At 42.6% G+C, this 25776-nt stretch carries 24 protein-coding genes and 1 pseudogene; 12 read left to right on the top strand and 13 right to left on the bottom strand.

The genetic code is table 11. The annotated features are described in order from the left end of the window. Positions 1 to 62 precede the first annotated feature (62 nt). Positions 63 to 932 (bottom strand): diguanylate cyclase domain-containing protein, encoded by an 870-nt coding sequence (locus GQA99_RS02380; RefSeq protein ID WP_160052262.1) that lies wholly within the window; start codon positions 930 to 932, stop codon positions 63 to 65. Between the two features lie 673 nt (positions 933 to 1605). Between GQA99_RS02380 and hisG the strand changes: the two genes are divergently transcribed. From hisG to hisIE, 8 genes are read left to right on the top strand one after another with little or no spacing between them, the layout of a single operon-like run. Further along, on the top strand, positions 1606 to 2505 hold the full coding sequence (gene hisG / locus GQA99_RS02375; protein WP_160052261.1) for an ATP phosphoribosyltransferase: 900 nt from the start codon (positions 1606 to 1608) through the stop codon (positions 2503 to 2505). Positions 2506 to 2510: 5 nt separating this feature from the next. Further along, positions 2511 to 3800, top strand: coding sequence for a histidinol dehydrogenase (gene hisD, locus GQA99_RS02370; protein ID WP_160052260.1), 1290 nt, complete (start codon positions 2511 to 2513; stop codon positions 3798 to 3800). A 60-nt stretch (positions 3801 to 3860) separates the two neighbouring features. Continuing rightward, complete coding sequence (gene hisC, locus GQA99_RS02365; RefSeq protein ID WP_160052259.1) at positions 3861 to 4922, top strand: histidinol-phosphate transaminase; 1062 nt, start codon at positions 3861 to 3863, stop codon at positions 4920 to 4922. A gap of 60 nt (positions 4923 to 4982) precedes the next feature. Continuing rightward, entirely contained in the window at positions 4983 to 6050 is a 1068-nt protein-coding gene (hisB, locus tag GQA99_RS02360) for a bifunctional histidinol-phosphatase/imidazoleglycerol-phosphate dehydratase HisB (RefSeq protein ID WP_160052258.1), read from the top strand. Positions 6051 to 6059: 9 nt separating this feature from the next. Next, positions 6060 to 6704 carry an imidazole glycerol phosphate synthase subunit HisH gene (gene hisH, locus GQA99_RS02355; protein WP_160052257.1) on the top strand — a complete coding sequence of 215 codons (645 nt, stop codon included), beginning with the start codon at positions 6060 to 6062 and terminating at the stop codon, positions 6702 to 6704. Further along, the gene (gene hisA, locus GQA99_RS02350; protein WP_160052256.1) at positions 6701 to 7438 is read left to right on the top strand and encodes a 1-(5-phosphoribosyl)-5-[(5-phosphoribosylamino)methylideneamino]imidazole-4-carboxamide isomerase; all 738 of its coding nucleotides are present in this window, start codon (positions 6701 to 6703) and stop codon (positions 7436 to 7438) included. The genes hisH and hisA overlap by 4 nt, the downstream gene beginning before the upstream one ends. Next, on the top strand, positions 7420 to 8193 hold the full coding sequence (hisF, locus tag GQA99_RS02345; protein ID WP_160052255.1) for an imidazole glycerol phosphate synthase subunit HisF: 774 nt from the start codon (positions 7420 to 7422) through the stop codon (positions 8191 to 8193). The genes hisA and hisF overlap by 19 nt, the downstream gene beginning before the upstream one ends. Before the next feature lie 24 nt (positions 8194 to 8217). Further along, positions 8218 to 8841 carry a bifunctional phosphoribosyl-AMP cyclohydrolase/phosphoribosyl-ATP diphosphatase HisIE gene (gene hisIE / locus GQA99_RS02340; protein ID WP_160052254.1) on the top strand — a complete coding sequence of 208 codons (624 nt, stop codon included), beginning with the start codon at positions 8218 to 8220 and terminating at the stop codon, positions 8839 to 8841. Between the two features lie 80 nt (positions 8842 to 8921). On the opposite strand, the gene GQA99_RS02335 is transcribed toward hisIE, so the two are convergent. The 12 genes and pseudogenes from GQA99_RS02335 to speA all read right to left on the bottom strand — a co-directional run bounded on the left by GQA99_RS02335 (position 8922) and on the right by speA (position 21501). Continuing rightward, complete coding sequence (locus GQA99_RS02335; protein ID WP_160052253.1) at positions 8922 to 9791, bottom strand: mechanosensitive ion channel family protein; 870 nt, start codon at positions 9789 to 9791, stop codon at positions 8922 to 8924. Between the two features lie 75 nt (positions 9792 to 9866). After that, the gene (gene lpxM, locus GQA99_RS02330; RefSeq protein WP_160052252.1) at positions 9867 to 10802 is read right to left on the bottom strand and encodes a lauroyl-Kdo(2)-lipid IV(A) myristoyltransferase; all 936 of its coding nucleotides are present in this window, start codon (positions 10800 to 10802) and stop codon (positions 9867 to 9869) included. A gap of 163 nt (positions 10803 to 10965) precedes the next feature. Next, positions 10966 to 11265 (bottom strand): integration host factor subunit alpha, encoded by a 300-nt coding sequence (gene ihfA / locus GQA99_RS02325; RefSeq protein WP_160052251.1) that lies wholly within the window; start codon positions 11263 to 11265, stop codon positions 10966 to 10968. A gap of 3 nt (positions 11266 to 11268) precedes the next feature. Beyond that, entirely contained in the window at positions 11269 to 13656 is a 2388-nt protein-coding gene (gene pheT, locus GQA99_RS02320; RefSeq protein WP_160052250.1) for a phenylalanine--tRNA ligase subunit beta, read from the bottom strand. A gap of 14 nt (positions 13657 to 13670) precedes the next feature. Then, positions 13671 to 14654, bottom strand: a complete 984-nt coding sequence (gene pheS / locus GQA99_RS02315; protein WP_160052249.1) for a phenylalanine--tRNA ligase subunit alpha — start codon at positions 14652 to 14654, stop codon at positions 13671 to 13673. Positions 14655 to 15197: 543 nt separating this feature from the next. After that, complete coding sequence (locus GQA99_RS02310) at positions 15198 to 16091, bottom strand: putative ATP-dependent zinc protease (protein ID WP_160052248.1); 894 nt, start codon at positions 16089 to 16091, stop codon at positions 15198 to 15200. A 50-nt stretch (positions 16092 to 16141) separates the two neighbouring features. Beyond that, positions 16142 to 16492 (bottom strand): DUF3802 family protein, encoded by a 351-nt coding sequence (locus GQA99_RS02305; protein WP_160052247.1) that lies wholly within the window; start codon positions 16490 to 16492, stop codon positions 16142 to 16144. An 83-nt stretch (positions 16493 to 16575) separates the two neighbouring features. Then, positions 16576 to 17151, bottom strand: a complete 576-nt coding sequence (locus tag GQA99_RS02300; RefSeq protein WP_160052246.1) for a YceI family protein — start codon at positions 17149 to 17151, stop codon at positions 16576 to 16578. An 84-nt stretch (positions 17152 to 17235) separates the two neighbouring features. Next, positions 17236 to 17633: pseudogene (locus GQA99_RS02295) on the bottom strand (YaiI/YqxD family protein). Positions 17634 to 17719: 86 nt separating this feature from the next. Next, the gene (pdxH, locus tag GQA99_RS02290) at positions 17720 to 18358 is read right to left on the bottom strand and encodes a pyridoxamine 5'-phosphate oxidase (RefSeq protein ID WP_160052245.1); all 639 of its coding nucleotides are present in this window, start codon (positions 18356 to 18358) and stop codon (positions 17720 to 17722) included. Between the two features lie 175 nt (positions 18359 to 18533). Beyond that, complete coding sequence (locus GQA99_RS02285) at positions 18534 to 19463, bottom strand: adenosylmethionine decarboxylase (RefSeq protein ID WP_160052244.1); 930 nt, start codon at positions 19461 to 19463, stop codon at positions 18534 to 18536. Positions 19464 to 19590: 127 nt separating this feature from the next. Continuing rightward, the gene (gene speA, locus GQA99_RS02280) at positions 19591 to 21501 is read right to left on the bottom strand and encodes a biosynthetic arginine decarboxylase (RefSeq protein ID WP_160052243.1); all 1911 of its coding nucleotides are present in this window, start codon (positions 21499 to 21501) and stop codon (positions 19591 to 19593) included. 599 nt (positions 21502 to 22100) lie between these two features. Between speA and GQA99_RS02275 the strand changes: the two genes are divergently transcribed. The 4 genes from GQA99_RS02275 (at position 22101) to GQA99_RS02260 (ending at position 25604) form a co-directional block, all read left to right on the top strand. Continuing rightward, positions 22101 to 22934 carry a CvfB family protein gene (locus GQA99_RS02275; protein WP_160052242.1) on the top strand — a complete coding sequence of 278 codons (834 nt, stop codon included), beginning with the start codon at positions 22101 to 22103 and terminating at the stop codon, positions 22932 to 22934. A 234-nt stretch (positions 22935 to 23168) separates the two neighbouring features. After that, the gene (locus GQA99_RS02270; RefSeq protein WP_160052241.1) at positions 23169 to 23822 is read left to right on the top strand and encodes a YceH family protein; all 654 of its coding nucleotides are present in this window, start codon (positions 23169 to 23171) and stop codon (positions 23820 to 23822) included. 52 nt (positions 23823 to 23874) lie between these two features. Next, entirely contained in the window at positions 23875 to 24708 is an 834-nt protein-coding gene (locus tag GQA99_RS02265) for an ABC transporter permease (RefSeq protein ID WP_160052240.1), read from the top strand. Further along, positions 24705 to 25604: an ABC transporter ATP-binding protein gene (locus tag GQA99_RS02260; RefSeq protein ID WP_160052239.1), complete on the top strand. Its 900-nt coding sequence runs from the start codon at positions 24705 to 24707 to the stop codon at positions 25602 to 25604. Before GQA99_RS02265 ends, GQA99_RS02260 begins: the two co-directional genes overlap by 4 nt. Positions 25605 to 25776 lie beyond the last annotated feature (172 nt).

Raw genomic sequence — 25776 nt, 5'->3', positions numbered from 1 at the left:
ACCCACAGACTCAAGAGAATATTTGAAAAAAGGGTTAAATACGCTAATAACTGACGTATTAGCTATTGAATTTCAATGCGGTTGCCGCCCGCATTTTTGGCTTTGTACATGGCATTATCTGCATGTTTGAGTAATTGTTGCTCGTTGTCACCATGCTCTGGATAACGCGCCACACCAATACTGGGTGAAAGCTGTAAATTATGCTGTTCGAGTTGGTATGGCCGTTCAAGCTCTGCACGAATGGTTTCAGCAATAAGCAATACATCAGTCAATAAATCAATTCCATTGAGCACTACAACAAACTCATCACCGCCAAAACGCCCTACCGTGTCAGAATGTCGCACACAATCCCTTAAACGTTGCGCAATGCACTTTAACAGTTTGTCGCCGATGAGGTGGCCATAGTTGTCATTTACATGTTTAAAGCCATCAATGTCGATAAACAATAAAGACAGGTGGGAACCTTCGCGACGCGCTAGACCGAGAGAGGTTTGTAAACGGTCAAAAAACAATGCCCTGTTAGGTAAGTCGGTTAATGGGTCGTGTCCGGCACTATAATGAAGCTGTTGTTCCATCAGTTTTCGCTCAGTAATATCATGAGCAATGGCGATGCGAAATTGGTGGTCTTCAGACCAACGCGCAGACCATAAAACATGAATAATAGTGCCATCTTTACGGATCCAACGATTTTCAAACCGAGGCAGAAGATTGCCATCCAATAAACCGGCGACAACATTGAGTGTCACGTCACCATCGTCCGGGTAAACATGATCAATCATAGGTTTGCCGATAACTTCGTCTGGAGAATAACCAAAAATATCTTCAAATGCGGCACTGACAAAAACAAAATCGCCTTTTTTGTTTACCACACAAACCGCATCTAGCATCAGATCCATCACATCTTTAAGTGCCACTAAATCAAAGGTCTTCATGCATACACACCTCGAGTAACGCTTTATATTATAAAAGGATAATACACCCTAGCCTGCAAGGCGAATCAATAGCTTTATGGGGCGTGCAACATTACGTTTATGTGGGCTGACTTAAACAGGACTTTTAGGCCGTTATATCACAAGAGTCAAACCCCATGATGACATGACACAATTTTAGCACTTGTCATATATTGCGTGATGTTAACTGCATTATTCCTAACAGCCATTAACATCACGGCGTTCAAATTTTATCCTTAATGGGCGTAATTGATCGCCAATTAACAACAAAGCATAACTTATGCAAAAAATCTGGTAATTAAATGACATTAATGCATTCTCCACTATTGCAAACAAACATAAATGCGGTTAAGTTAACTGCAAGTCGATTTACACGACATTTAATGAGTGAATAACTCCTCATTAAAAATGACTAAGTAACACAGAATTAAGAGATCAATTATGAACATCCAAGTGACTACATTCCATCATCATCACCATATGCGGTAGCCTTCGGATGCTTACTGCCGAAGGACGTTATCCTTCTGGTGGTGAACATATTTTCACATAAACCCCTGGAAGGAATTTCAGGGGTTTTTTGTTTTCTACCGTATTATTTTTATTTAAGCTTTTAAATTTACAACATTTTATATTTGACACATTAAGGAAGTATCACATGAGCCAGTCTAAACGTTTACGCATCGCCATTCAGAAATCAGGCCGTTTATCAAAAGAATCTCAGCAGCTACTTAAAAGTTGTGGTGTGAAATTCAACGTCAACGAACAGCGCCTTATCGCTCACGCAGACAACATGCCAATCGATTTATTACGCGTTCGTGATGATGATATTCCAGGCTTAGTCATGGACGGCGTTGTTGACCTCGGCATCATTGGTGAAAACGTACTAGAAGAAGAACAAATTGAGCGTCAATTAGCGGGCAAACCAGCACAATGCACCAAGCTACGTGAATTAGATTTTGGTTCATGCCGTTTATCACTTGCCGTACCAAATGAGTTTGCTTACAAAGATGCTACGTCACTTGAAGGCCTTCGCATTGCCACCTCTTACCCAAATCTGCTACGTCGTTTTATGCAAGAAAAAGGCATTAACTACAGCGACTGTATGCTAAAAGGCTCTGTAGAAGTTGCCCCACGTGCAGGTTTGTCAGATGGCATTTGTGATTTAGTCTCTACCGGTGCCACACTTGAAGCTAACGGCTTATATGAAACGGAAGTAATTTATCGCTCGATGGCTTGCATTATCCAATCAAATGAAACTCAATCGACTGAAAAACAAGCACTCATCAATAAAATCTTATCGCGTATTAATGGTGTTATTCGTGCCCGCGAAAGTAAGTACATCTTATTACACGCACCACTTGAAACCTTAGATCAAATTGTTGCCCTACTGCCAGGCGCTGAAAACCCAACAGTATTGCCATTAAATGATGACACTAACCGTGTGGCTATTCACGTGGTAAGCACAGAAGATTTATTCTGGGACACGATGGAAGAGTTAACCGCACTGGGTGCAAGTTCAATTCTTGTGATGCCAATTGAAAAAATGATGGGGTAACACACATGCAAATTCTCAATTGGGCGTCTTTATCTAAAACTGAGCAACAACAAACGTTAGCGCGTTCGCCATTAATCGGTGACGCCAGTGTTGAGCAAGGTGTGCGTGATATTATTGAACAAGTCAGCAGCCAGGGTGATGCGGCGTTAATCAACTTTAACAAGCGTTTTGATGGTGTTGAACTGACCGAGCTCGCGTTAACTGCTGAGCAAATTAATGCCGCATGTGCTCGTGTCAGTGACGATGTTAAGCAAGCTGTAGCGCAGGCTGTTGCCAACATTGAGACATTCCATAACGCACAAGTGTTTAATGGTGTCGATATTGAAACCCAAGCGGGAGTGCGCTGTGAGCTTCGAAGTGAGCCAATTGAACGTGTAGGCTTATACATTCCTGGTGGTACTGCGCCACTGATTTCGACCGTGATGATGCTAGCGTTACCCGCAAAAATTGCCGGCTGCGAAAAACGTGTATTAGTAAGCCCACCGCCGATAAATGATGCCATTGTGTATGCAGCCAATGTGTGTGGCATTACCGATATATTCCAGGTCGGTGGCGCCCAAGCCATTGCAGCACTGGCATTTGGTACCGAATCTGTGCCAAACGTCGATAAAATTTTTGGCCCTGGTAATCGCTATGTTACCGAAGCAAAACGTCTTGTATCGCAAGACAATCGTGTCAGCGTGTCGATAGATATGCCTGCGGGTCCGTCTGAAGTGCTAGTGATTGCCGACAAAGACGCTAATGCGAGTTTTGTGGCCTCAGACTTATTATCACAAGCTGAGCATGGGGTTGATTCACAAGTGATGTTAGTGACTGACTCAGTTGATTTAGCAAAAGCGGTTAACCAAGCGTTAACTGAACAACTTGCGCAGTTGAGCCGTAAAGACATTGCCGCAACTGCACTAGAATGCAGCCGCAGTATTGTTGTCAGCGACATGAGTGAAGCCGCTAAAGTGTCTAACTTATATGGCCCAGAACACTTGATTATTCAAACCGATTCGCCACGTGATGTGCTTAAACAAATACGCGGTGCAGGCTCAGTATTTTTAGGCGCTTATACGCCAGAGTCTGTTGGGGATTACGCTAGTGGCACCAACCATGTATTACCAACCTATGGATACAGCCGCTCAGTATCAAGCTTGTCTTTAGCTGACTTTAGCCGTCGTTTTACCGTGCAAGAGCTCAGCAAACAAGGGTTACAAACTTTAGGTCAAAGTGTCATGGTACTGGCCGAAAATGAGCTGTTAGATGCGCATAAAAATGCCATCGCAATTCGTTTAGCCAGTTTAAGTTAAGATCGCAACAACAAAAGATCAGTTAACACCTATAACGTGTAGAAAGTAGAGAGCAAAACCATGAGCCAAACCTTAGCCGCGCCTTTTGACCCAAAGCAATTAGCCAGACCAGAATTGCTACAGTTAACCCCGTACCAAAGCGCCAGACGCATTGGTGGACGTGGTGATATTTGGATCAATGCTAACGAGTCACCGTTTAACAACAGTGATTTAGATAAAGTAAATCGTTACCCTGAGTGCCAACCTCCTGAGCTGATTAATGCATACAGCAACTATTCAGGCGTAAAGGCCAGTAACATTATTGCAAGTCGCGGCGCTGATGAAGCTATTGAACTGTTAATCCGCACCTTTTGTGTGCCTGGTGTCGACAGTATCGCTTGTTTTGGTCCCACTTACGGTATGTACGCCATTAGCGCAGCTACATTTAATGTTGGGGTAACTGCATTAAATTTAACCGATGATTATCAGCTACCACAGGCATGGCCAACTCAAATTGGCGCCGCTAAAATCGTGTTTATTTGTAACCCAAATAACCCAACAGGGACAGTGATATCAAAAGAGAAGATTGAGCAAGCCATTCAAGCTGCGCCTAATGCTATCGTGGTGGTTGATGAAGCCTATATTGAGTTTTGCCCACAATACAGCGTGGCAGATTTACTCAGCACCTACCCTAACTTGGTCGTACTGCGCACCTTATCAAAAGCATTTGCATTGGCCGGCGCGCGTTGTGGCTTTATGCTAGCCAATGATGCCATTATCGATTTAGTCATGTTAGTGATTGCACCTTATCCTGTGCCACTGCCCGTGTCTGAATTAGCCACTAAAGCCTTAAGTGCGCAAGGCCTTGATACCATGCAAACCCAGGTGGCGAGTTTAATCGAACAAGGCCAGCGGTTAAGTGCTGCATTAAGTTCATTTGGCGCTAACGTTTTGCCTGCAAATGGTAATTATGTATTAGCCAAATTTGAGGATGTTGCTAGCGTAGCTGAGCGCCTACGAGACTCAGGTATTGTTGCCCGTGCATACAAAGATCCACGCTTAGCTGATGCTATCCGCTTTAGCTTTACCAACGAGCCACAAACCAATGCCATTGTTGCGTTATTTGACGGCTCTGCGGCATAAACCCAATTAAACTTGTAAAAGTTAACTATAAAAATTACACCCTATTGTTAAGGTAGTCACATGAAACAGAACATATTATTCATCGACCGCGATGGCACATTAGTCGAAGAGCCTGCAATCGACAAGCAATTAGACCGCTTAGAAAAACTGGTTTTTGAGCCGCAGGTTATCCCGGCATTACTCAAGCTACAAAAAGCCGGCTTTCGCTTAGTGATGGTGAGTAATCAAGACGGTTTAGGCACGCCATCGTTTCCAAAAGAAGACTTTGATGCCCCGCACGATATGATGATGCAAATCTTTGCCAGCCAGGGTGTAAAGTTTGACGATGTGGTCATTTGCCCACACTTTAATGACGAAAACTGCAGTTGTCGCAAGCCAAAGCTTGGCCTGGTGAAAGACTACTTAACTCAAGGTAAAATCGACTTTACCAACTCCGCAGTAATTGGCGATCGCGACACTGACGTAGAACTTGCTAATGCCATGGGCATTAAAAGCTTTAAATACGACCGTCAAAGCCTTAACTGGGACGACATTGCCAATGCCCTGCTAAGCAAAGGTCGTATCGCAACGGTAGTTCGTACGACCAAAGAAACCAACATCAAAGTCACTATCGACTTAGACAGTCAAACCAAAGGTTCAATTGAAACCGGTATCGGCTTTTTTGACCACATGCTTGACCAAATTCAAACTCACGGCAATTTCAAAATGGACGTGCACGTCGACGGCGATTTAGAAATTGACGATCACCACAGTGTTGAAGACACCGCCCTAGCCATTGGTGATGCTATTCGCCAGGCACTCGGCGACAAACGGGGTATTGCGCGTTTTGGTTTTAGCTTACCGATGGATGAAGCCAGCGGCGAATGCTTAATGGACATTTCAGGTCGTCCATTCATTAAATTCACGGCTGATTTTGATCGTGAAATGGTCGGCGAAATGGCCACTGAAATGGTGCCGCATTTCTTCCGCTCATTTGCAGACGGTCTTCGTTGTACATTGCACATTGGTTCAACAGGCGATAACGATCACCACAAAGTGGAAGCACTATTTAAAGTATTAGGCCGCACACTTCGCCAAGCGGTGAAAGTCGAAGGCGACATACTGCCATCAAGCAAAGGCGTACTGTAAGGAGTTAACGTGACACTACAATCAGTTTCTTCAAGCAATGACCTTACAGTGATTATCGACACGGGCTGCGCCAATTTAAGCTCTGTGCGATTCGCTTTTGAACGTCTTAACGCCAATGTCGTTGTCAGTGCTGACTTTGATGTTATTCGCAGCGCTGCGCGCGTAGTACTGCCAGGTGTGGGCACCGCTGGCGCTGCGATGGATGCGTTAAAGCAAAAAAACTTAATCGAGTTAATTAAAAGTTTAACTCAGCCGGTCATGGGTGTGTGTCTTGGCATGCAAATGCTTGCCAGTTTATCAAATGAGCATGGCGGGCGTAGCGAGCAAGATATCACCTGTTTAGGCCTTGTACCGACTGATATTGGCGACCTTGACAGCAAAGGCTTGCCATTACCGCACATGGGTTGGAACCAAATAGATGTAGGCGACCACCCGTTATTTAGCGGGATTGAAAATGGCAGTTATGTGTACTTTGTACACAGTTACCGCGCGCCCATCAGTGAATACACCTTAGCCAGCAGCACTTATGGCGAATCATTTAGTGCAGCCATTGGCAAAGATAACTTTTTCGGGGTGCAATTCCACCCAGAAAAGAGCGCTAAAGTGGGTGCTCAAATCTTGCAAAACTTTTTAAATATGGGGATACCACAGTGATTATTCCAGCCATAGATTTAATTGACGGCCAAGTGGTGCGCCTATACCAGGGCGACTACGACAAACAAACCACCTTTGACTTAAGCCCGCTGGCACAATTGCAGTCTTATCAAGCACAAGGTGCTACGTTACTGCACATTGTTGACCTCACCGGCGCAAAAGATCCCAACAAACGTCAAACCCAGCTGATCAGCGAATTAGCCGCAGGGCTCAATGTTGATATTCAAGTTGGCGGCGGTATTCGCAGTGAAGAACAAGTTGCAGAGCTATTAAAAATTGGCGTTAAACGTGTGGTAATTGGCTCACTAGCCGTTAAAGAACCTGAACTGGTAAAAAGCTGGTTTGTAAAATACGGCAGCGATGCCATCTGCCTAGCACTTGATGTCAACATCAATGACGCTGGCGAAAAAATTGTTGCGGTTTCAGGCTGGCAATCAGGTGGCGGTAAGTCACTCGAATCGTTAGTCGCCGAGTTTGAAACCGTTGGTTTAAAGCATGCTTTAGTCACTGACATCAGCCGTGATGGCACCTTAACCGGCGCCAATACCGAGCTTTATACAGAGCTGGCATCTGCATACCCTCACATTTTGTGGCAAGCATCAGGCGGTATCGCCACCCTTGATAACGTTGCCGCGGTGCGTGACAGCAAAGCGTCGGGCATTATTATCGGCAAAGCCTTGCTGATTAATCAATTTACCGTTGAGGAGGCAATACAATGCTGGCCAAACGCATAGTTCCTTGTCTTGACGTTCGTGAAGGTAAAGTCGTTAAAGGCGTACAATTTCGCAACCACGAAATTGTCGGTGACATCGTTCCCCTAGCCGCCCGTTATGCCGAAGAAGGTGCAGATGAGTTGGTGTTTTATGACATTACCGCCAGTGCCCATGATCGGGTAATCGATAAATCCTGGGTGAGCCGTGTCGCTGAGCAAATTGATATCCCCTTTTGTGTTGCCGGTGGCATTAAAACCATTGAACAGGCACGGGAAAAGCTGGCTTTTGGCGCCGATAAAATCTCAATTAACTCGCCTGCATTAACCGATCCTAGCTTAATATCACGCTTGCAAGATGAGTTCGGCCGCCAGTGTATTGTGATTGGGATTGACTCATACTACGACGAAGCAACCGACAGCTATAAAGTGAAACAGTTTACCGGCGATGAAGCCGCCACCAAAGATACCCAATGGTATACTCAAGACTGGGTTGAAGAAGTGCAAAAACGCGGTTGTGGTGAAATTGTGCTTAACGTCATGAACCAAGACGGCGTGCGTGGCGGTTACGACATCAAACAACTCAGCATGATACGCGCTATTTGTGATGTACCATTAATTGCTTCAGGTGGTGCCGGCACCATGGAACACTTTAAAGACGTGTTTGAACTTGCCAAAGTCGACGCCGCATTAGCGGCAAGTGTATTCCACAAAGGCATTATTGATATTGGCGAATTAAAGCAATACTTACACGCCAATCACATCGCCATTCGTTTATAACGTTGCCGAAAAAAGAGAACCTCAATGACTGATATCGTATTTGACAGCACAAGCGTAGATTGGGACAAACAACAGGGGCTTATCCCTGCAGTTGTTCAACATCACCTAACCGGCAAAGTACTCATGCTTGGTTACATGGACCAGGCCGCGCTAGAAAAAACCCTAGCCACTAAGCAAGTCACTTTTTTTAGCCGCTCTAAGCAGCGTTTATGGACCAAAGGTGAAACCTCAGGTAACACACTCGACCTTATCGCTATCGACAAAGACTGCGACAACGACAGCTTTTTAGTGCAAGTCATTCCAAACGGCCCAACCTGCCACACAGGCACAGAAAGCTGCTGGAAAGACGGTAACGCGCACCCTTTTATTGATAATCTGACCAATTTGATTATTTCACGTAAAGGCCAAAGTGCTGACTCAAGCTATACCGCATCATTATTTGAACGTGGTACTAAGCGTATTGCCCAAAAAGTCGGTGAAGAAGGCCTTGAAACCGCACTTGCTGCAGCCACTCACGACAAAGAAGAGCTGGTCAATGAAGCCTCTGATCTGATGTATCACTTAATCGTGCTACTTGAAGACCAAGGACTATCAATGGCTGATATCAATAAAAATTTGTTGGATCGTCACACTAAAGCCAGCAAATAACATCCATTTAGCCATGCTGCTAAATAAACAACAAAAAAGACGCCGCGGCGTCTTTTTTATTGTTTTAAAATGGTCAACAGTTAGTTTTTATGGCTTTGAGTAATGGTTAGGTTGCCATCTACATGTAAATCACGTTGTGGGTAAGCTATCACCACTTGATGCTCATTAAACAACTCATACATTCTAAAGCGAATTTCGCTGCGACGACGGCGAATATCTGTTTCAGATACCGCACTCACCCAAAAGATTAAGTCAAAAATAAGTGCGTTATCGCCAAAGTCTTCAAACAACACTAACGGTTTAGGTTGTGGCAAAATATCATCGCGCTCACCAATGACTTGATAGATTAAATCGCGCACTTTAATCACATCAGAGCCATAAGCCACACCAACACGGATAAAGGTACGGGCGTTTTTATCAATTAAGGTCCAGTTGGTCACCGTGTTTTCAAGTAATTGGCTATTTGGCACCAACATGTGTACACCATCGTTACGACGAATTAACGTTGAGCGAGTATTAATACACTCAACTACTCCCCGCGCCTCACCCACTTCTAAAAAGTCGCCAATACGAATGGGTCGCTCCCACATTAAAATCCAACCACTGATAAAGTTGTTAATGATATTTTGCGCACCAAAACCTACACCAATGGCTATCGCACCAGACACAAACGCAAATGCGGTTAATGGAATATTTAAAATCTCCATACTGGTAAATACCAGCACCGCAATACTGATAATAAAGTACATGCGGGTAAATAAATGAATCGCATCAGCTCCAACATTACGACGTTTAAGCGCTTTGACAATTAATCGCCCAGCCCTGCTAACGACAAACCAGGCCAAAAAGATGTATAGCGGCACTTGCAACAATTGCAGCAAGGTAATCGGACTATTGTCGTAGGTGAATACCACAAACGATAAGGCAGATAACAATTCGTTAAAATCCATATAAACCTCTTTTTATTTTTATAATTAGTATTGTTGAGCTTGTTAGCGCACCTTTAACACTTAGTAATGTGCGTATTAGTAAAAGCGCTGCTCACCCGGTGGACGAGTTTTAAGTAGCTTTAAAAACCACATGTATTGTTCTGGGTAAGCTTTAATCACCTGCTCAACCGCTTTGTTTAATGCCAAGGCTTCGTTTTCTTTACCTGCCATATCTTGTGGATCTATCGCAGGCATTACCGTCATAATAAATTGCTTATCTTGTTCATTATAGCCAATTTTTACAGGCATCACTTGTGCATTGCCTGCTTGAGCAAGGCGACCTACTACGGGTAATGTCGCTTTGACTGTACCTAAAAACGGCGTAAATACGCTTTTATCTGGTCCTAAATCTTCATCGGGTAAATAAAAGAAGCTGTTATCTTTTTTAAGTTCAGCTAATAACGCGCGGATCCCAGCTTCACGCATGTATACACGGCCATTTTGGCTGGTGCGCATAAGATTACTAAACCAGTTAAACAAACCGTTACGATGTGCTTTTGCCATCGTTACTAAGGGAATTTCCATGTTGACACGCAGCCCAGCGTATTCCATTGGCCACACGTGAGGCATAATAAAAATAATAGGTTGACCAGCATCTCTGGCCGCTTTGACGTGCTCAAAGCCATTCATTTGGATACGACGCTTTAAATGAGCCGTAGATCTAAACAGTAATTCCGCTTGTGAAAGCAGCACCAACACAAACATCTTCACATTTTGCTTAACTAACTCTGCAACTTCTGCTTCTGACATTTCCGGAAAACAATGACTGATGTTAATTCGGGCAATATTGATGGGCTTTTTGGCTATTTTCATCACAATGACCGCTAAAAATCTGGCAATAGGATCGCGCACACTGGCGGGTAAAATACCAAATAAAAACAATATCGCTATGGCTAACCATGTCAGCCAAAAACGCGGATGTAATAAGGCCATTTTAAAGCGGGTATCAAAATGTTTTGCTTCTCGAGACAAAAGGAACACTCCAAATTAACGTGCACGAACAATACACACTTAAGGTTGATATCTAGGATTATACCAAGGCTTTGGCAAACTCAAAAACAAAAGAGCCACTCAATAAAGAGTGGCTCTTAGTAATACAGATCCAGTAAACGGATTTGGCGTATTAACCAGTGATCTATTTCTTACCCGAATTTGCCGCTTCAACGCGTGATTTTAACTTCTGTCCAGGACGGAAGGTCACAACACGACGTGCAGAAATGGGAATATCTTCACCAGTTTTCGGGTTCCTTCCCGGTCTTTGATTCTTGTCCCTAAGGTCAAAGTTGCCAAAGCCAGATAACTTGACCTGCTCACCATTTTCGAGTGCTTCTCGAATTTCTTCAAAAAAAGACTCAACCATCTCTTTGGCTACACGTTTGTTAATGCCTAACGTTTCAAAAAGATGTTCTGCCATTTCGGCTTTGGTAAGTGCCATACTTTAATCCCTCAACGATGCGTTGAACTCGGTCTTTAGAGCAGATAATACTGAATCCATAGTTTCGGTAATATCTTTTTCTTCAAGTGTACGAGTAGTGTCTTGTAATGTAAGTGCGATAGCGAGGCTCTTTTTGCCAGCCTCAACACCTTTACCTTGGTATACATCGAACAAGTTTAAGCCAACCAACTGATTTTCGCCAACTTTTCTTATCAAATTCATAACATCAGTTGCAGAAACTGCTTCGTCTACTACTAGCGCTATGTCGCGACGGTTAGCAGGAAACTTAGATACAGCTTGGGCTAGCGGCAAACGGGCGTGCAATAATGCATCCAGTTCTAACTCAAAAACAATTGTTTTGCCATTGAGTCCAAACGGCTTTTCCAAACTAGGATGGATAGCGCCGATGTAACCAATGACTCGATTATTTCGTAATATTTCAGCACATTGACCTGGATGCAGCGCAGGATGTGTTGCCCCTTTAAAACTAAATTCTGAAGCGGCAACTGTCAAGCCGAGAATTGCTTCTAAATCACCTTTTAAATCAAAGAAGTCGACAGTTTTCGACTCCATTGACCAATGTTCTTCGTTTTGTACACCTGAAATAACCGCGCCCAGCATGGCTTGCTGACGAACGCCAGAATCTGCTTGTGCATCAGGAACAAAGCGTAAACCGGTCTCAAATAATCTTACTCGACCTTGTTGGCGACTCTGATTATACCCTACAGCAGTTAATAACCCAGTGAACATAGACAAACGCATTGCCGACATTTCGATTGAAATTGGGTTTGGTAACACCATGGCTTCTTGACCTGGATGCACTAAATTTTGCATTTTAGGGTCAACAAAGCTGTAGGTCACTGCTTCTTGGAAACCTCTCGCAACAAAAATGCTACGAACACGCTTAAGCGAAATGTCCGCTTCTTTGTGATCTGGCATAGTAAGCGCTGCTTGTGGCGCGGTGTTAGGGATATTGTTGTAGCCGTAAATACGCGCCACTTCTTCGATTAAATCTTCTTCAATCGCCATATCAAAGCGGTACGTTGCAGTTGTGACCTGCCATGCATCATTAGCCGCTTCAACGTTAAAGCCTAAACGCTGTAAAATATCAACAATATCAGCATCAGGAATATGATGACCTAACGTTTTGTCTAACTTATTACGACGTAAAGTAATGTTGGCCGCTTTTGGCAAATGTTCAGCAGAGACAGCTTCAACCACCTGGCCAGCTTCACCGCCACAAATATCAAGTACAAGGCGTGTAGCGCGATCCATTACTTTATGTTGTAGCTGGGGGTCTACACCACGCTCAAAACGGTGTGAGGCATCTGTGTGTAAGCCTAAACGACGAGATTTACCCATAATGGCAAGTGGTGCAAAAAATGCGCACTCTAATAAGATATTTTGGGTGCTTTCATTCACGCCAGTACTTTCGCCGCCAAATACACCTGCAAGTGCAACGGCCTGTTTGTCGTCGGCAATCACTAAAGTGTCGTTAGGAATGGTGATTTCGTTACCGTCAAGCAAGGTTAACTTTTCAACGCCGTCAGCTAAACGCACGGTAATACCGCCGTTTAAGGTGTTTAAGTCAAACGCGTGCATAGGTTGACCGAATTCAATCAACACATAGTTGGTAATATCGACAATCGGGTCGATTGAACGAATGCCACTGCGACGTAATTTTTCTTGCATCCATAACGGCGTAGCGGCTTTCACATTGATGTTTTTAACCACTCGGCCTAAATAACGTGGACACAAATCAGGCGCAACCACATTGATGCTAAATGGTGCATCAATTGTTGCATCTGCAGCTTGCCATGTTGGCTCGGTCACTGCTTGACGGTTTAACACGCCCACTTCGCGCGCAAGACCTGCCATGCCTAGGCAATCTGCACGGTTAGCCGTTAAGTCAACATCAATGATGGCATCATCTAATTGTAAAAACTCACGCACATTTACACCAAGTGGCGCATCTGTTGGTAGCTCAATAATGCCATCGCTTTCGATATCGATACCAAGTTCACCGTATGAGCAAAGCATGCCCATTGATGGTTGACCACGTAATTTGGCTTTTTTGATTTTAAAATCACCAGGCAATACTGCGCCCACCATAGCAACCGCAACTTTTAAGCCTAAACGGCAGTTTGGTGCGCCACAGACGATGTCGATAAGCTCATCGCCACCCACATTGATTTTAGTTACACGTAGTTTGTCAGCATCTGGGTGCTGACCACATTCAACCACTTCACCAATAATCACGCCGCTAAAATCAGCCGCTACTGGGTCTACGCCGTCAACTTCAAGACCAGCCATAGTAATTTGGTGTGATAATGCGTCACGACTTACCGATGGGTTAACCCATTCACGAAGCCAAGATTCACTGAATTTCATCTAATATTGCTCCGTTATTTGAATTGCTTAAGAAAACGTAAGTCGTTTTCAAAGAAGGCACGTAAATCATTTACACCGTAGCGCAACATGGTTAAACGCTCAACGCCCATACCAAAAGCAAAACCAGAGTATTTTTCAGGGTCAATGCCCACACTGCGAAGCACATTTGGGTGCACCATACCGCAGCCTAAAACCTCTAACCATTTACCGTTTTTGCCCATTACGTCCACTTCAGCTGAAGGCTCTGTGAATGGGAAGTAAGATGGACGGAAACGCACTTCTAAATCTTCTTCAAAGAAGTTACGTAAAAAATCGTGCAAAATGCCTTTTAACTCTGCAAAGTTGACATTTTCAGCAACCATCAACCCTTCAACCTGATGGAACATTGGTGTGTGAGTTTGGTCGTAATCGTTACGGTAAACACGGCCAGGAGAAATAATGCGCAGCGGTGGCTTTTCGTGTTCCATGGTGCGAATTTGCACGCCCGAAGTTTGGGTACGCAACATCACTTTTGGATTAAAGTAAAAAGTATCGTGATCGGCACGAGCTGGATGATGTTCAGAAATATTTAACGCATCAAAGTTATGAAAATCATCTTCGATTTCAGGCCCATTTTTAACCACAAAGCCTAACTCGCCAAAAAAAGTTTCAATACGTTCGATAGTACGCGTAACCGGATGTAAGCCACCGATTTCTAAGGTACGACCTGGTAAAGTCACATCGATTTTTTCAGCAATTAATTTTGCTTCTAATTCCGAGGCTTTCAATCCGTCGATACGCTCAGTCAGCTGTTGCTGTACGGCTTGTTTGGCTTGGTTGACGGCTTGACCAAAGGCAGGTTTTTCTTCTGCACTTAATGATCCCATCATTTTCATCATGTCAGTGATTTTACCTTTTTTACCAAGGTAATCGACACGGATATCATCCAATGTCTTTAGATCACTGGCCTTATCAATGACCTCTAAGGCTTGTTCTACGATCTCGGTTAACTGCTGCATGTTATCATCCACTGCATCTGTGCATATCAATGCGATTGGGCGCCTGATTCGACTATCAATTACATCAATCAATCGATAGTGCCGACGCGATAGTTTAACTCTTGTAATTTGTCACAAAGAGCCAAAGCTAGGGTTAAAATAAAAGAGTGAAATTTTACGTGAGCGACCACGATTTTACTAGTCATTATTAGACTTTTTAGTGGCAAATAGCTGTATTTAACTGCAATTTCTAATTGTGAGCTTATCTGTCATGATAAACACGCCAGATTATCAATTATGACCTTCGCCGTTTCGACGTTTTATCATCGGCGTCTTTGCGCTGACAAGCTCAAATATGCCAAGAAAAGTGTAGTGAAGGTTTTTTAAGTCTGCTCCCTTGCAACGCCTAGATTTCAATACGAAGACAAAAGCTCGATGGCGTAACTGCCACATTAACGGAATATAAATTAGGGGATTAACATTGGGGGTACAAAAAACCGCTCAACAAGAACGGTTTTTTTAATAACATTTTCGAATAACATTCGCTTTTGAACAACGTTAGTCTTAAATAGATTTATGCGGTAGAGACATATCGACCACATAATGGCCTTGTAACCAATTTCGGCCTATAAGCAGTTTATAACCCATTTGACTTCTATCTGTTAAATTAACATCGACAAAATACTCCTTGGAAGGTTCGCCAATGCTTAACCTAACGGTGTATCTAATTTCGGATCCTTGAGCATTTCGAATTAACGTAGCGCCCCTAATGCGTGTGGTAAAGCTAACGGTTTCACCATTTTCGTTTTCAGTATCAAAACGGATCATTTTGCCGATGTTGTTTTCCATCACTTGCGTATCTTCATTTTCAACCTTGATGTTAACGGCATGCAAAGAATTTTGCCCGGCACCAGTATCGATACGAGTGTTATAAACTAAACCAATTTGCTTAATGCTAAGCTGAGCAACAGGGCCGATTGTTTTTTTAGAGGCCACATCAACGACATATTTTTGTTTTAAAAAGTTACGGCCTATCAACAACTTGTAATCCATATGGCTGCGATCGCGCAAATTAACGTACAATGGCTGTAAGCTATCGGCAAAGCCCACTTCTAATTTAACGGTATATCGGCTTTCAGTTCCTAAAGCATTTTTGACTGTGGACACTTTCACGATTTCAGCTTGAAGACGTTGTTGATCGCCCTGCTCATTTTCTGTTGTAAACTCGACCAGTTTACCTATATTGCCTTCCATTGTTTCAGCAGAACCACCAATAATCTCTATATCCACAGCATGTAAAGACGTATTCACTGCTCCTGTGTCAATCCGTGCTTGATAAATGAGTTCAGATTGCGAGACTGTCATCTCTTCAACTTGGCGGATTATCGTTTTACTATTGGCAAAAACCGGTAATGATAAAAAACTCAATGCTACAACAATTGCTATTTTTCTAAACATGTCTATTCCACACATCCACAAATTTCTTTAACGCGGTAAAAGTATTACGTTTAACGCAATAAATGATCAATTTCTTGATCAAATAAATTTTTAATTAACCCAGAAAACTCAGTAATAAAAATACTTTGTTCTGCGGTTGCTTGTTGATTTGCTACCGAAGCTAAAATCTCTTCTAAATCATAAACTATCGCATCAATTTCACGGATCACCATATTACGTTGTGCGAAAGACAATTGCGGGTTTTGACCGCATACCATAATAATCTGCGCAGACAACTGTTCTTCAAAGAGCTCCATCACGGTCTCCGTGGCGGCCGCATTAATTTCAGGCCCTTCAAACAAGCCTAAATGTTCAGTTAAATACTGAATTAAATGCATATATCCGTCTTTATCGGTAACCATGTTATTTCACCTTTATGTACGATTATTTAATGGGCTATGGCTTAGGTTTACATAACCAAAAGCCATTGCCTCATGGTGTTCTGTTATTGCGCTAAGGTTAGCACAAATGACACAGGCACCGCTAAACTGATACTGGGTAAACCAGCAATTTCTCTTAGTTTTTCGACACCTGTAACAAAATTAAACTCATCGGCTTGAACGATCATTGGCGCAAAACTGCTCACTACCATTTTGTTGTCTGACAATTTCGCAACTAACACATCAATATTTTTCTTTTGTTTTTTACCGTGCATTTCAACAGTGGCATTTATTTGTGTGGTTAAGGTGTCGCCAACTTTCATCCCCATAAGTAATTTAGGGTTAATCACTGCGTCAACTTTTAACTGTGGAAATTGTGCCACTTCAAACAAAATTGTTTGCATGCGTTCATCACGAATTTGAATGCCTGTATCAACCGAGTTGAGATCGATAGTTAATGCAAAGGCACCGGCTTGGGTTAAAGAACCAGCAACATGTTTAAAATGGTGTATTTCAGCGATATCATTTTTCTTTATCGATATAAAACTCACACGAGAATGATCTTGATTAATTTGCCAATCGCCTGCCATGGCCTGAAAACTTAACAACCCAGCAGCGAACAAAGGTAATAGTATTTTCATCTTGTCGTCCTTTTGTTATCAATAACACGTTAAGTCACTACAAAATAAGTATAGATGACGGTTTATTCAATGAGACAATTGCCATTATTTTACTTTAGCCAGCCATTTGTCTAATGCCTGCGCAAACGCGTGTTTATCCGCTTGAGAGAAACTATTAGGGCCACCAGTGTGTATCCCACTACTGCGCATTTCTTCCAAAAATCACGCATGGTTAGCGTTTGTTTAATATTTTCTGTGGTGTAAACCGTACCACGAGGGTTTAGTACTAACGCTCCCTTTTCTATCGCATCAGCAGCCAACGGAATGTCGGCAGTGATAACTAAATCACCCGAGTTAACTTGCTCAACGATATAATTGTCGGCTTCATCAAAGCCCGAGCTCACTCTAATCATCGAAATCAATGGAGAGATTGGCACTTTAATCAATTGATTAGCCACCAATACTAATTGAATCGATTTACGCTCTGAGGCACGAAATAACATGTCTTTTACGGCATTTGGGCACGCATCAGCGTCAACCCAAATTTTATTGCTTATCACGCGATAACGCTCCTATTTATTAACAGAGATTAAGGTGCTAAACGATCTATTTGCCAATCGCTGTCAGTCTTACTGTATATAAATCTGTCGTGTAGGCGATGTTCGCCACCTTGCCAAAATTCAATGCTGTTTGGGCGCACTAAATAGCCGCCCCAAAATTTAGGTAGAGGGACTTCACCTTGAGCATATTTGGCTTTCATTTCAGCAAATTTACCTTCTAAAGCCTGACGCGCTGAAATTTTACTCGATTGCTTTGATACCCAAGCCGCGATTTGGCTATCTTTAGGGCGGCTCATAAAGTATTTGGCCACATCTAACATCGATAAAGGTTCTGCCTCACCGATAACGGCAACTTGACGCTCTAATGGATGCCAGGGGAACAACAAACTGATTTTGCTATTTACCGCAATTTGTTTGGCTTTACGGCTCTCAAGGTTTGTAAAAAACACAAATCCGTTATCGTCAAAACGCTTGAGCAACACAATACGTTGAAAGGGTTGGCCTGTTTCATCGACTGTGGCGACACACATGGCGGTGGGATCAGTTAATTGCGCATCTTTAGCTTGCTGCATCCACTTTTCAAATAAAGCCATTGGATTAACAGGTAAGTCACCACGTCTTAAGCCACCTTGGGTGTACTCGCGGCGAATATCACTTAAATCACTCATTGTGTTTCCTTGTTTATGCTTGCTAGACCTATTTTACGCTGAGCAGGCACAAAAAAGCCAACGTCTAAACGTTGGCTATAGCATTTAAAATTATTTTTAATTAGGACTTTACCTGTTCTTAAAAGGAGTAACATTTAAAGACCTAACATTGCGCTCGCCGAGTGACATAAATTCGTTACATAAAATCGGGGCTCAGCACTTCTGAATCAAGCTGCTGAAAGTGGCCAAAGTGGACATGATAATCTGGCTTAATCGGGTATGAACAATGGGCTAGACATAGATTTTTAGGCTTGGAAGATGCAATAACGGGCGTATTAAATCCGATAGTGTCCCAACTAATTGGCTGCAATAAAGCCAGTAATTGCGCCGCGATGGGGTTATCGGGTGAGTTAATATCGACATTGGTCTCAACACTGACATAAGAGCTCTGCTCTTGCGGCGTAATGTGAATGGTAAAGTATTGCTCATCTTTGATGCCGTTAACTGAAAACCCTAATGGGGAAAATAAGTGACTGTCATAGTCAAAATCAACAAACAATGTGTCGAGTTGTAATAACTGGAAAATTGTTTTTTCAGATTGTTTCTCGCTAATTAAATACTGCGCGACCGGTCCGCTAATGTGGTACATCAAAAGTTCGCTAGTGTTATCTTGCACTGTTAACAAACAAGGTTTGTCACTGGTGAAAATAAAATGATGATGGCTGTCTAAGTGACCAATTCGGCACGCTGTACCGGGTATATATTGACGTAAGCGGGCAATGTCATCGGCAAACGTTGAAACTTGTAAATGCGCTAAATATTCATTTTTACGCTGATAACTCACAAACGCTACATGGTCGACGCCAATATGTTCGAGCATGGCCAATAAGCTGTCTATCAGGGTCGACAAGCCGCAGGTCAGCATGACGATACGGTTATCCCAGACAAACAAACTCGACTCGCTTAATAAATACGCATCGCAATATTGATTATGAATAACCGAAATAATATCCGCTTTGGCGAGGCTGACTATTTGAGTCCAAAAATCTGAACCAAGCGCCCGCAATGAACCGTGAGTCGGTGCGGTTATAAGCTCAATTTTTTTTTCAGAACCTTCAAAAAACATCAGTATGGTTAATCCTCAACTACGTTATATCTTTACTATCATAAATTAAGCCCTAGAGATAAATAAAGGCTTAGTTATTATTCATAACTAAGCCTCTTATCTGTCGCTGTTTATTTTACACTTAGCTTTAGAAATCTTCTAAGTAAGTGTAACCGTCAAGACCGACTTGTAACTCTTCTAAAATACTGGCTCTTTCATCTTCAACAATATGTTGAGTCACTAGTTCTTCAAAAGTGCGCATGAACTCTTCAGCGTCTAAGTTAACATAACGTAATACGTCTGCAACAGTATCGCCTTGAAGCACTGACTCAATGTTTGCCGCACCGTCTTGATCAAGACGAACAACTGCTGAGTTAGTGTCACCGAATAAGTTATGCATATCACCCAGGATTTCTTGGTAAGCACCGACCATGAAGAAGCCGATTAAGTATGGGCTTTCTTCGCTCCACGCAGGTACCGGTAATGTGGTTTCAATGCCTTGACCGTCTACGTATTGATCAACAATACCGTCAGAATCACAGGTAATATCCAGCATAACAGCACGGCGCTCAGGGGCTTTATCTAAGCCAGATAATGGCAATACCGGGAATACCTGGTCAATGCCCCATGCATCAGGTAATGATTGGAATAAAGAGAAGTTAACAAAGAATTTGTCGGCTAACTTTTCGTTTAATTCATCAATCACTGGACGGTGATAACGGTTGTTATTACTCAACAAACCTTTCACTTCATGACATACCCGTAAGTGAGTTTGTTCAGCCCATGCACGGTGCGCTAAGCTAAATTGACCGACCGCAAATAAAGAATGCGCTTCAGCGATATCACTTTGAGTATCATGATAAATCTCGATAATCGCACGTTGATCATGACCACCGCTGATTTCTTCCCACGACTGCCACATATTGTGTAACAGTTGTGGAGCATCTTCATCCGGCGCTTCAATCACTTCTGGCATGTACGCTTCGGTGCCGATAACATCAGTAATCAATACCGCGTGGTGCGCAGTTAAGTGACGACCAGATTCAGAAATAATACGTGGCATAGGTTGCTCGTATTCGTTACATAAATCAGTTAACACATTGACGATGTTGTTAGCGTATTCACTCAAACCGTAGTTCATTGAGTTATTGCTTTGGCTACGAGTACCATCGTAATCAACCGCTAAACCGCCACCCACATCAAAACATTTAATGTTGGCACCTAGCTGGCGCAACTCGCAATAAAAACGCCCCGCTTCACCCACCCCCTGGCGAATATCACGGATATTGGCAATTTGCGAACCGAGGTGGAAGTGCAATAACTGCAGCGAATCAAGCATGTCAGCATGTTTTAATTCAGCAACCACTTTTAATACTTGAGCCGCCGACAAACCAAACTTTGACTTTTCGCCGCCGCTTGCCTGCCACTTGCCTTTGCCTTGGAACGCTAAACGTACGCGAAGACCAAGACGCGGAGTGACACCTAATTTTGACGCTTCTTCAAGTACCATTTTAAGTTCAGACATCTTTTCAAGCACGATGTAAACTTTATGGCCTAACTTCTCGCCGATTAAGGCTAAGCGAATGTATTCTTTGTCTTTATAACCATTACACACAATCACAGAGCTGGCTTTTTGCGCCATTGCCAGTACAGCCATTAACTCTGGTTTACTGCCGGCCTCAAGGCCCAATTGTGGGACTTCTTTCGATTTTTGACTGGCAAGAATTTCTTCAACAACGGTTTGTTGTTGGTTAACTTTAATTGGATAAACTAACAAATAATCATTTTGATATTCGTACTTAGTAATCGCATCGTTAAACGCTTCACATAAGCTTTCTACTCTGTGGTGTAAAATTTGTGGGAAACGTACCAGTACCGGCAACGAAACGCCCGCTTTTACCATATTTTTAGCTAATTCATTTAAGCCAACTTTATGATCAGGGTTTTGTGGATCAGGTGACACGGTCACTTCGCCATCTTCACGAATACCGTAAAAACCCTGGCTCCAGTGAGTCACGTTATAACCAGCGCGAGCATCTTCGATAGACCAATCAGACATAATTATTTTCCGTATTTGTATCAAAGTAAGCAGCAAGCGTTGTGCTGCTGCTTGTTAAAATCCAGACAACGACTACGCGTTGTCTCAGGTAAAGTTGTTGATATTAGCGGCGGGCTTTATTGACCAACCGTTACAACAAGCTTTATGTTGCAATCCACAATTTAAGGATAAACGAGCTTACATATTAAAGGGTAAAACCACTCGCCGCCTTTACTGCGCTTAAGCTGTTTGTAAATACATATTAGTCTTACATCAGCATGGCTTGCAAATATTGTAGGTGAAACATCAGTGTGTACCCACAGCCAGTGTTTTACTGAAATAATCGATGAATAGATCACTTTCACACACTGAAATATCACTGACGCTCGCCTTGATAAAATCGGCGCAATTAAAACCTGCAATGCAGTGTAATGCAAGTAAATTACCCATTAATTCCTATAAAAAGTCACATTTATTGCAATCGAAAGAGTTCAATAATCTTGCCAACCAAAAAAACGTTTCACAGCAAGGTAATTGACATAACTTAGTGGTGATTTACGTGTATAATTAATCGATTTTGATTAAATCACCTTTTCATCTTTTATTAAGTAGAGTCATTCATGATACAAATCGGTAAACGTTATTCATTAGAAGTCGTAAAGCAAGTGAACTTTGGGGTTTACTTAAATGCTCAAGAGCTAGGACAGGTCTTGCTTCCTAATAAATTTGTCCCTACCGGTTGTAATGTCGGTGATATGGTCGACGTCTTTCTTTATTTAGACTCAGAAGATATTGTCATTGCCACCACTCAAAAAGCACTTGCCCAGGTCGGTGAGTTTGCTTACCTAAAAGTGGTCGCAACAGGTCCGTATGGTGCATTTTTAGATTGGGGCCTGGACAAAGATTTACTACTGCCCTTTGGTGAGCAGCATAAACCAGCAGAAGAAGGCCGTTCTTATTTAGTTTATGTCCATGCAAACCATGCCGATGAGCGCATCATGGCATCGTCTAAACTCGATAAGTTTGTCGACAAAACTGACGCACATTATACCGACGGCGAACAGGTTAACTTAATCATTGGTGGCACAACCGACTTGGGTTACAAAGCCATTATTAATAACAAGCATTGGGGCGTGATTTACACCAATGAAGTATTCCAAAAACTTCGTTTTGGCCAAAAAGTGACTGGTTACATTAAATCAATGCGCAGCGATGGCAAAATTGATTTAGTACTGCAAAAAAGTGGTAAAGAAGATTTAGATAAAAATGCACGCCTGATTATCAACAAACTGCGCAGTGCTAATGGTTTCTTGCCGTTACACGATAAAACAGACGCTGATATCATTTATGACCAACTCGGTATGAGCAAAAAAGCGTTTAAAAAATCCATTGGGGGTTTATTTAAAGCCGGTGAAATTAGCATCGACAGTGACGGCATTCGTCTCACTATGTAAACCTAGATGCGATAACCGCTTGAATCATGAGTAAGTAACATGTGGTTTATCACTTATGATTCAAGCAATGCTTTATTTATTGTTTAAACGGAAAAATGGCTCTTACGCCACTAATTTTTGCCTCGATTTGTTTACATGCTCACCTGCCTGAGTGACATAAGTCCGTAACCTGATGGGTATCTTCTCTAAGCTGCTATCAACACTCATAACGATTATTTATAATAAGGACAGTGTATGGAATTATCGCCGTTAGAAGCCCGAGTAATAGGATGTTTACTCGAAAAAGAACTCACCACACCAGATCAATATCCCTTATCGCTTAACTCATTAACTCTCGCCTGCAATCAAAAAAGCAGCCGTGAACCTGTCTTGTCATTAACGGAATCAGATGTACAAGCCATTATTGACGACCTCAACAAAAAGCGTTTAATCAGTGAGCAGTCAGGATTTGGTAGCCGTGTCGTTAAATACAAACATCGATTTTGTAATACCGAATTTAGTGAGTTACAGCTTAATAGTGCTGAGGTTGCGCTGATTTGTGTGCTGTTATTACGTGGGCCGCAAACTCCTGGCGAACTTAAAACACGTACTGCTCGATTACATGAATTTAATGATGTGGGCCAGGTAGAAACGGCCTTAATTGGATTAAGCCAACGTGAAACATCACTAGTTGTCCAGCTCGCACGTGAGCCTAATAAGCGAGATTGTCGCTTTATGGAATGCTTTAGCGGCAATATAGACGATCACCAAGTCAACAGTAACGACGATCTACACGTCTCTGCGCAAACGCAGCAAAGTATTGCTCAAGACAGCCGTATTGATGAGCTGAACCAACGAGTCACCGTGCTTGAAGAAAAAATAGCTCAACTTGAAAGCTTATTAAACTGATTCAATAAACCTAATTTTTTAGCGAAAATAACGCTTAAGCAAGGAAACGTTTATGCCCGTTACGACTCCCCCATCGGGGATATCTCACATTTGGTTATTAGCTCAATATGAACTCACCAAACGCTTTACCAATAAAAGCGGCATGGTTGCATTAATCGCCTTTATGCTCGTTTGGGGGATTTTATTACTTTACCCAATCAAAAGTGCATCTGAATTTATCATGCAGCCCAATTTTAAAGCGTTTACAGAAGCCTTGTTTGGCCCGGGTAGTTTGCAACATCTATTTGAATGGCCTGTGGCTGAATTGGCAGTATTTTGGCTTGCTGCATTGTACTTGTTCCCAATGTTCAGTATTTTTATAGCCTCGGACCAATTTAGTTCAGACAAACAGCGTGGTAGCTTACGATTTTTAACCCTAAGAGTAAGCCGTAGCAGTTTGTTTTTTGGTCGTTTTCTAGGACAAATGCTCATTCAATTCGCGTTAATTACATTCACACTTTTGGCTACAATTGCGATGGTAATGACCCGTGACATTAGCCTATTACTGCCCTCATTAACGACCAGCTTATTAGTCATGATAAACCTTGTCATTGTGCTACTTCCTTATACCGCTGCAATGGCTGTTTTATCCTTGTATGCCAACTCGGCAAGACAGGCCAGTATATTTGCGGTGATATTATGGGCAATAGTGTCCATCATCATTGCGATTATTAATTTTCAGTTTCCGCAATTGAATGGCTTAAGCATGATATTACCTGGCTCACAGATCTCCAGCATGATTAACACTCAAGGGCTAGACTCATTAGCTTTTTCACCCATACCACTAATGCAAACCGTGGTCATTTTAGCCCTGGGTAATGTATTAATGAAACGGAGTGCTCTATGATCCTTATTCAATGCGATAACTTATCAAAACAATACCCAAATAAGTTAGCGCTCGACAATGTTAGCTTAATCCTTCAACCGGGTGCACCAATAGCATTAGTCGGCCCCAATGGTGCGGGTAAAACCACATTATTTAGCTTGTTATGCGGTTACATTCAACCGACTCATGGCAGCATTCGCATTCTTGGGCACGCTCCCGGCAGCCAAGCATTGCAAGGCGTGTTATCTGCACTGCCACAAGATGCGGCATTAGACCCTAACTTTACGATTGCTTCACAATTACAATTTTTTGCTCAGTTGCAAGGCTTTAACAAAACTGATGCAAAACAAGAAGTCATACGAGTATTGGAACTGGTTGAACTGAGCGACTCGGCACAAGCAAAACCGAAAAGCTTAAGTCATGGCATGAGCAAACGCGTGTCGATTGCACAAGCACTTATTGGTGCCCCTGAAATCGTATTGCTTGACGAGCCGACGGCTGGCCTTGACCCGGCTAATGCGAAAAAAATTCGTCAAATCGTAAAAAATTTAGCAGGCGAAACAACGTTTATCATTAGTTCTCATAATCTCGATGAACTTGAAAAGCTGTGTGACCATGTTATCTACCTCGAGAAAGGCCAATTACAACAATCGGTCTCGATTAAAGCCAGTCAAGCAACTGACTTTATTACACTCACGATGCAAACATGCGACATGGACAAACTCCATCAACAACTACTCAGCTTAATCAATGTCATTGAAGTTAAACGTAGCGGTGATGAGCAATATGTAATTGAATACCATAAACAAAGTGGCTTTGAATTAGAATCTCAATTACTGGCGGTCTTCAATGAGCAGCAGTGGCAATACAAAGCTATACTCAAAGGCAGAACATTAGAAGAAACGCTGTTCTCATAGACCATACCAATACAGAGGCCCGCTAAACGGGCCTTATTGTCCACCTGAAAGGGAACAACCATTACTACATAGCGACGCCTTAATCAAAAACCGCTGGATGCAATCTGAGTGTTCACTTATTAATGCGCAATGGCACTATTACACTACCGGCTCAGTGCTCAAAAAATCCATG

This window comes from Shewanella litoralis (assembly GCF_009828585.1).
In the GTDB taxonomy this organism is placed as follows: Bacteria; Pseudomonadota; Gammaproteobacteria; order Enterobacterales; family Shewanellaceae; genus Shewanella; species Shewanella litoralis.
Note: the sequence above shows the minus strand (reverse complement) of the source record. Positions and strands in the feature narration are given on the sequence as shown.

Bases quoted from the DNA above. Each gene is read 5' to 3' on its own strand.
- GQA99_RS02335 (WP_160052253.1), bottom strand. From the start codon at position 9,791: ATGGATTTTAACGAATTGTTATCTGCCTTATCGTTTGTGGTATTCACC.
- GQA99_RS02305 (WP_160052247.1), bottom strand. From the start codon at position 16,492: ATGGTTACCGATAAAGACGGATATATGCATTTAATTCAGTATTTAACT.
- pheS (WP_160052249.1), bottom strand. From the start codon at position 14,654: ATGCAGCAGTTAACCGAGATCGTAGAACAAGCCTTAGAGGTCATTGAT.
- GQA99_RS02265 (WP_160052240.1), top strand. From the start codon at position 23,875: ATGCCCGTTACGACTCCCCCATCGGGGATATCTCACATTTGGTTATTA.
- GQA99_RS02285 (WP_160052244.1), bottom strand. From the start codon at position 19,463: ATGTTTTTTGAAGGTTCTGAAAAAAAAATTGAGCTTATAACCGCACCG.
- hisG (WP_160052261.1), top strand. From the start codon at position 1,606: ATGAGCCAGTCTAAACGTTTACGCATCGCCATTCAGAAATCAGGCCGT.
- pdxH (WP_160052245.1), bottom strand. From the start codon at position 18,358: ATGAGTGATTTAAGTGATATTCGCCGCGAGTACACCCAAGGTGGCTTA.
- pheT (WP_160052250.1), bottom strand. From the start codon at position 13,656: ATGAAATTCAGTGAATCTTGGCTTCGTGAATGGGTTAACCCATCGGTA.
- GQA99_RS02310 (WP_160052248.1), bottom strand. From the start codon at position 16,091: ATGTTTAGAAAAATAGCAATTGTTGTAGCATTGAGTTTTTTATCATTA.
- hisB (WP_160052258.1), top strand. From the start codon at position 4,983: ATGAAACAGAACATATTATTCATCGACCGCGATGGCACATTAGTCGAA.
- GQA99_RS02260 (WP_160052239.1), top strand. From the start codon at position 24,705: ATGATCCTTATTCAATGCGATAACTTATCAAAACAATACCCAAATAAG.
- hisF (WP_160052255.1), top strand. From the start codon at position 7,420: ATGCTGGCCAAACGCATAGTTCCTTGTCTTGACGTTCGTGAAGGTAAA.
- GQA99_RS02275 (WP_160052242.1), top strand. From the start codon at position 22,101: ATGATACAAATCGGTAAACGTTATTCATTAGAAGTCGTAAAGCAAGTG.
- hisIE (WP_160052254.1), top strand. From the start codon at position 8,218: ATGACTGATATCGTATTTGACAGCACAAGCGTAGATTGGGACAAACAA.
- hisC (WP_160052259.1), top strand. From the start codon at position 3,861: ATGAGCCAAACCTTAGCCGCGCCTTTTGACCCAAAGCAATTAGCCAGA.
- hisD (WP_160052260.1), top strand. From the start codon at position 2,511: ATGCAAATTCTCAATTGGGCGTCTTTATCTAAAACTGAGCAACAACAA.
- GQA99_RS02380 (WP_160052262.1), bottom strand. From the start codon at position 932: ATGAAGACCTTTGATTTAGTGGCACTTAAAGATGTGATGGATCTGATG.
- GQA99_RS02300 (WP_160052246.1), bottom strand. From the start codon at position 17,151: ATGAAAATACTATTACCTTTGTTCGCTGCTGGGTTGTTAAGTTTTCAG.
- ihfA (WP_160052251.1), bottom strand. From the start codon at position 11,265: ATGGCACTTACCAAAGCCGAAATGGCAGAACATCTTTTTGAAACGTTA.
- GQA99_RS02270 (WP_160052241.1), top strand. From the start codon at position 23,169: ATGGAATTATCGCCGTTAGAAGCCCGAGTAATAGGATGTTTACTCGAA.
- speA (WP_160052243.1), bottom strand. From the start codon at position 21,501: ATGTCTGATTGGTCTATCGAAGATGCTCGCGCTGGTTATAACGTGACT.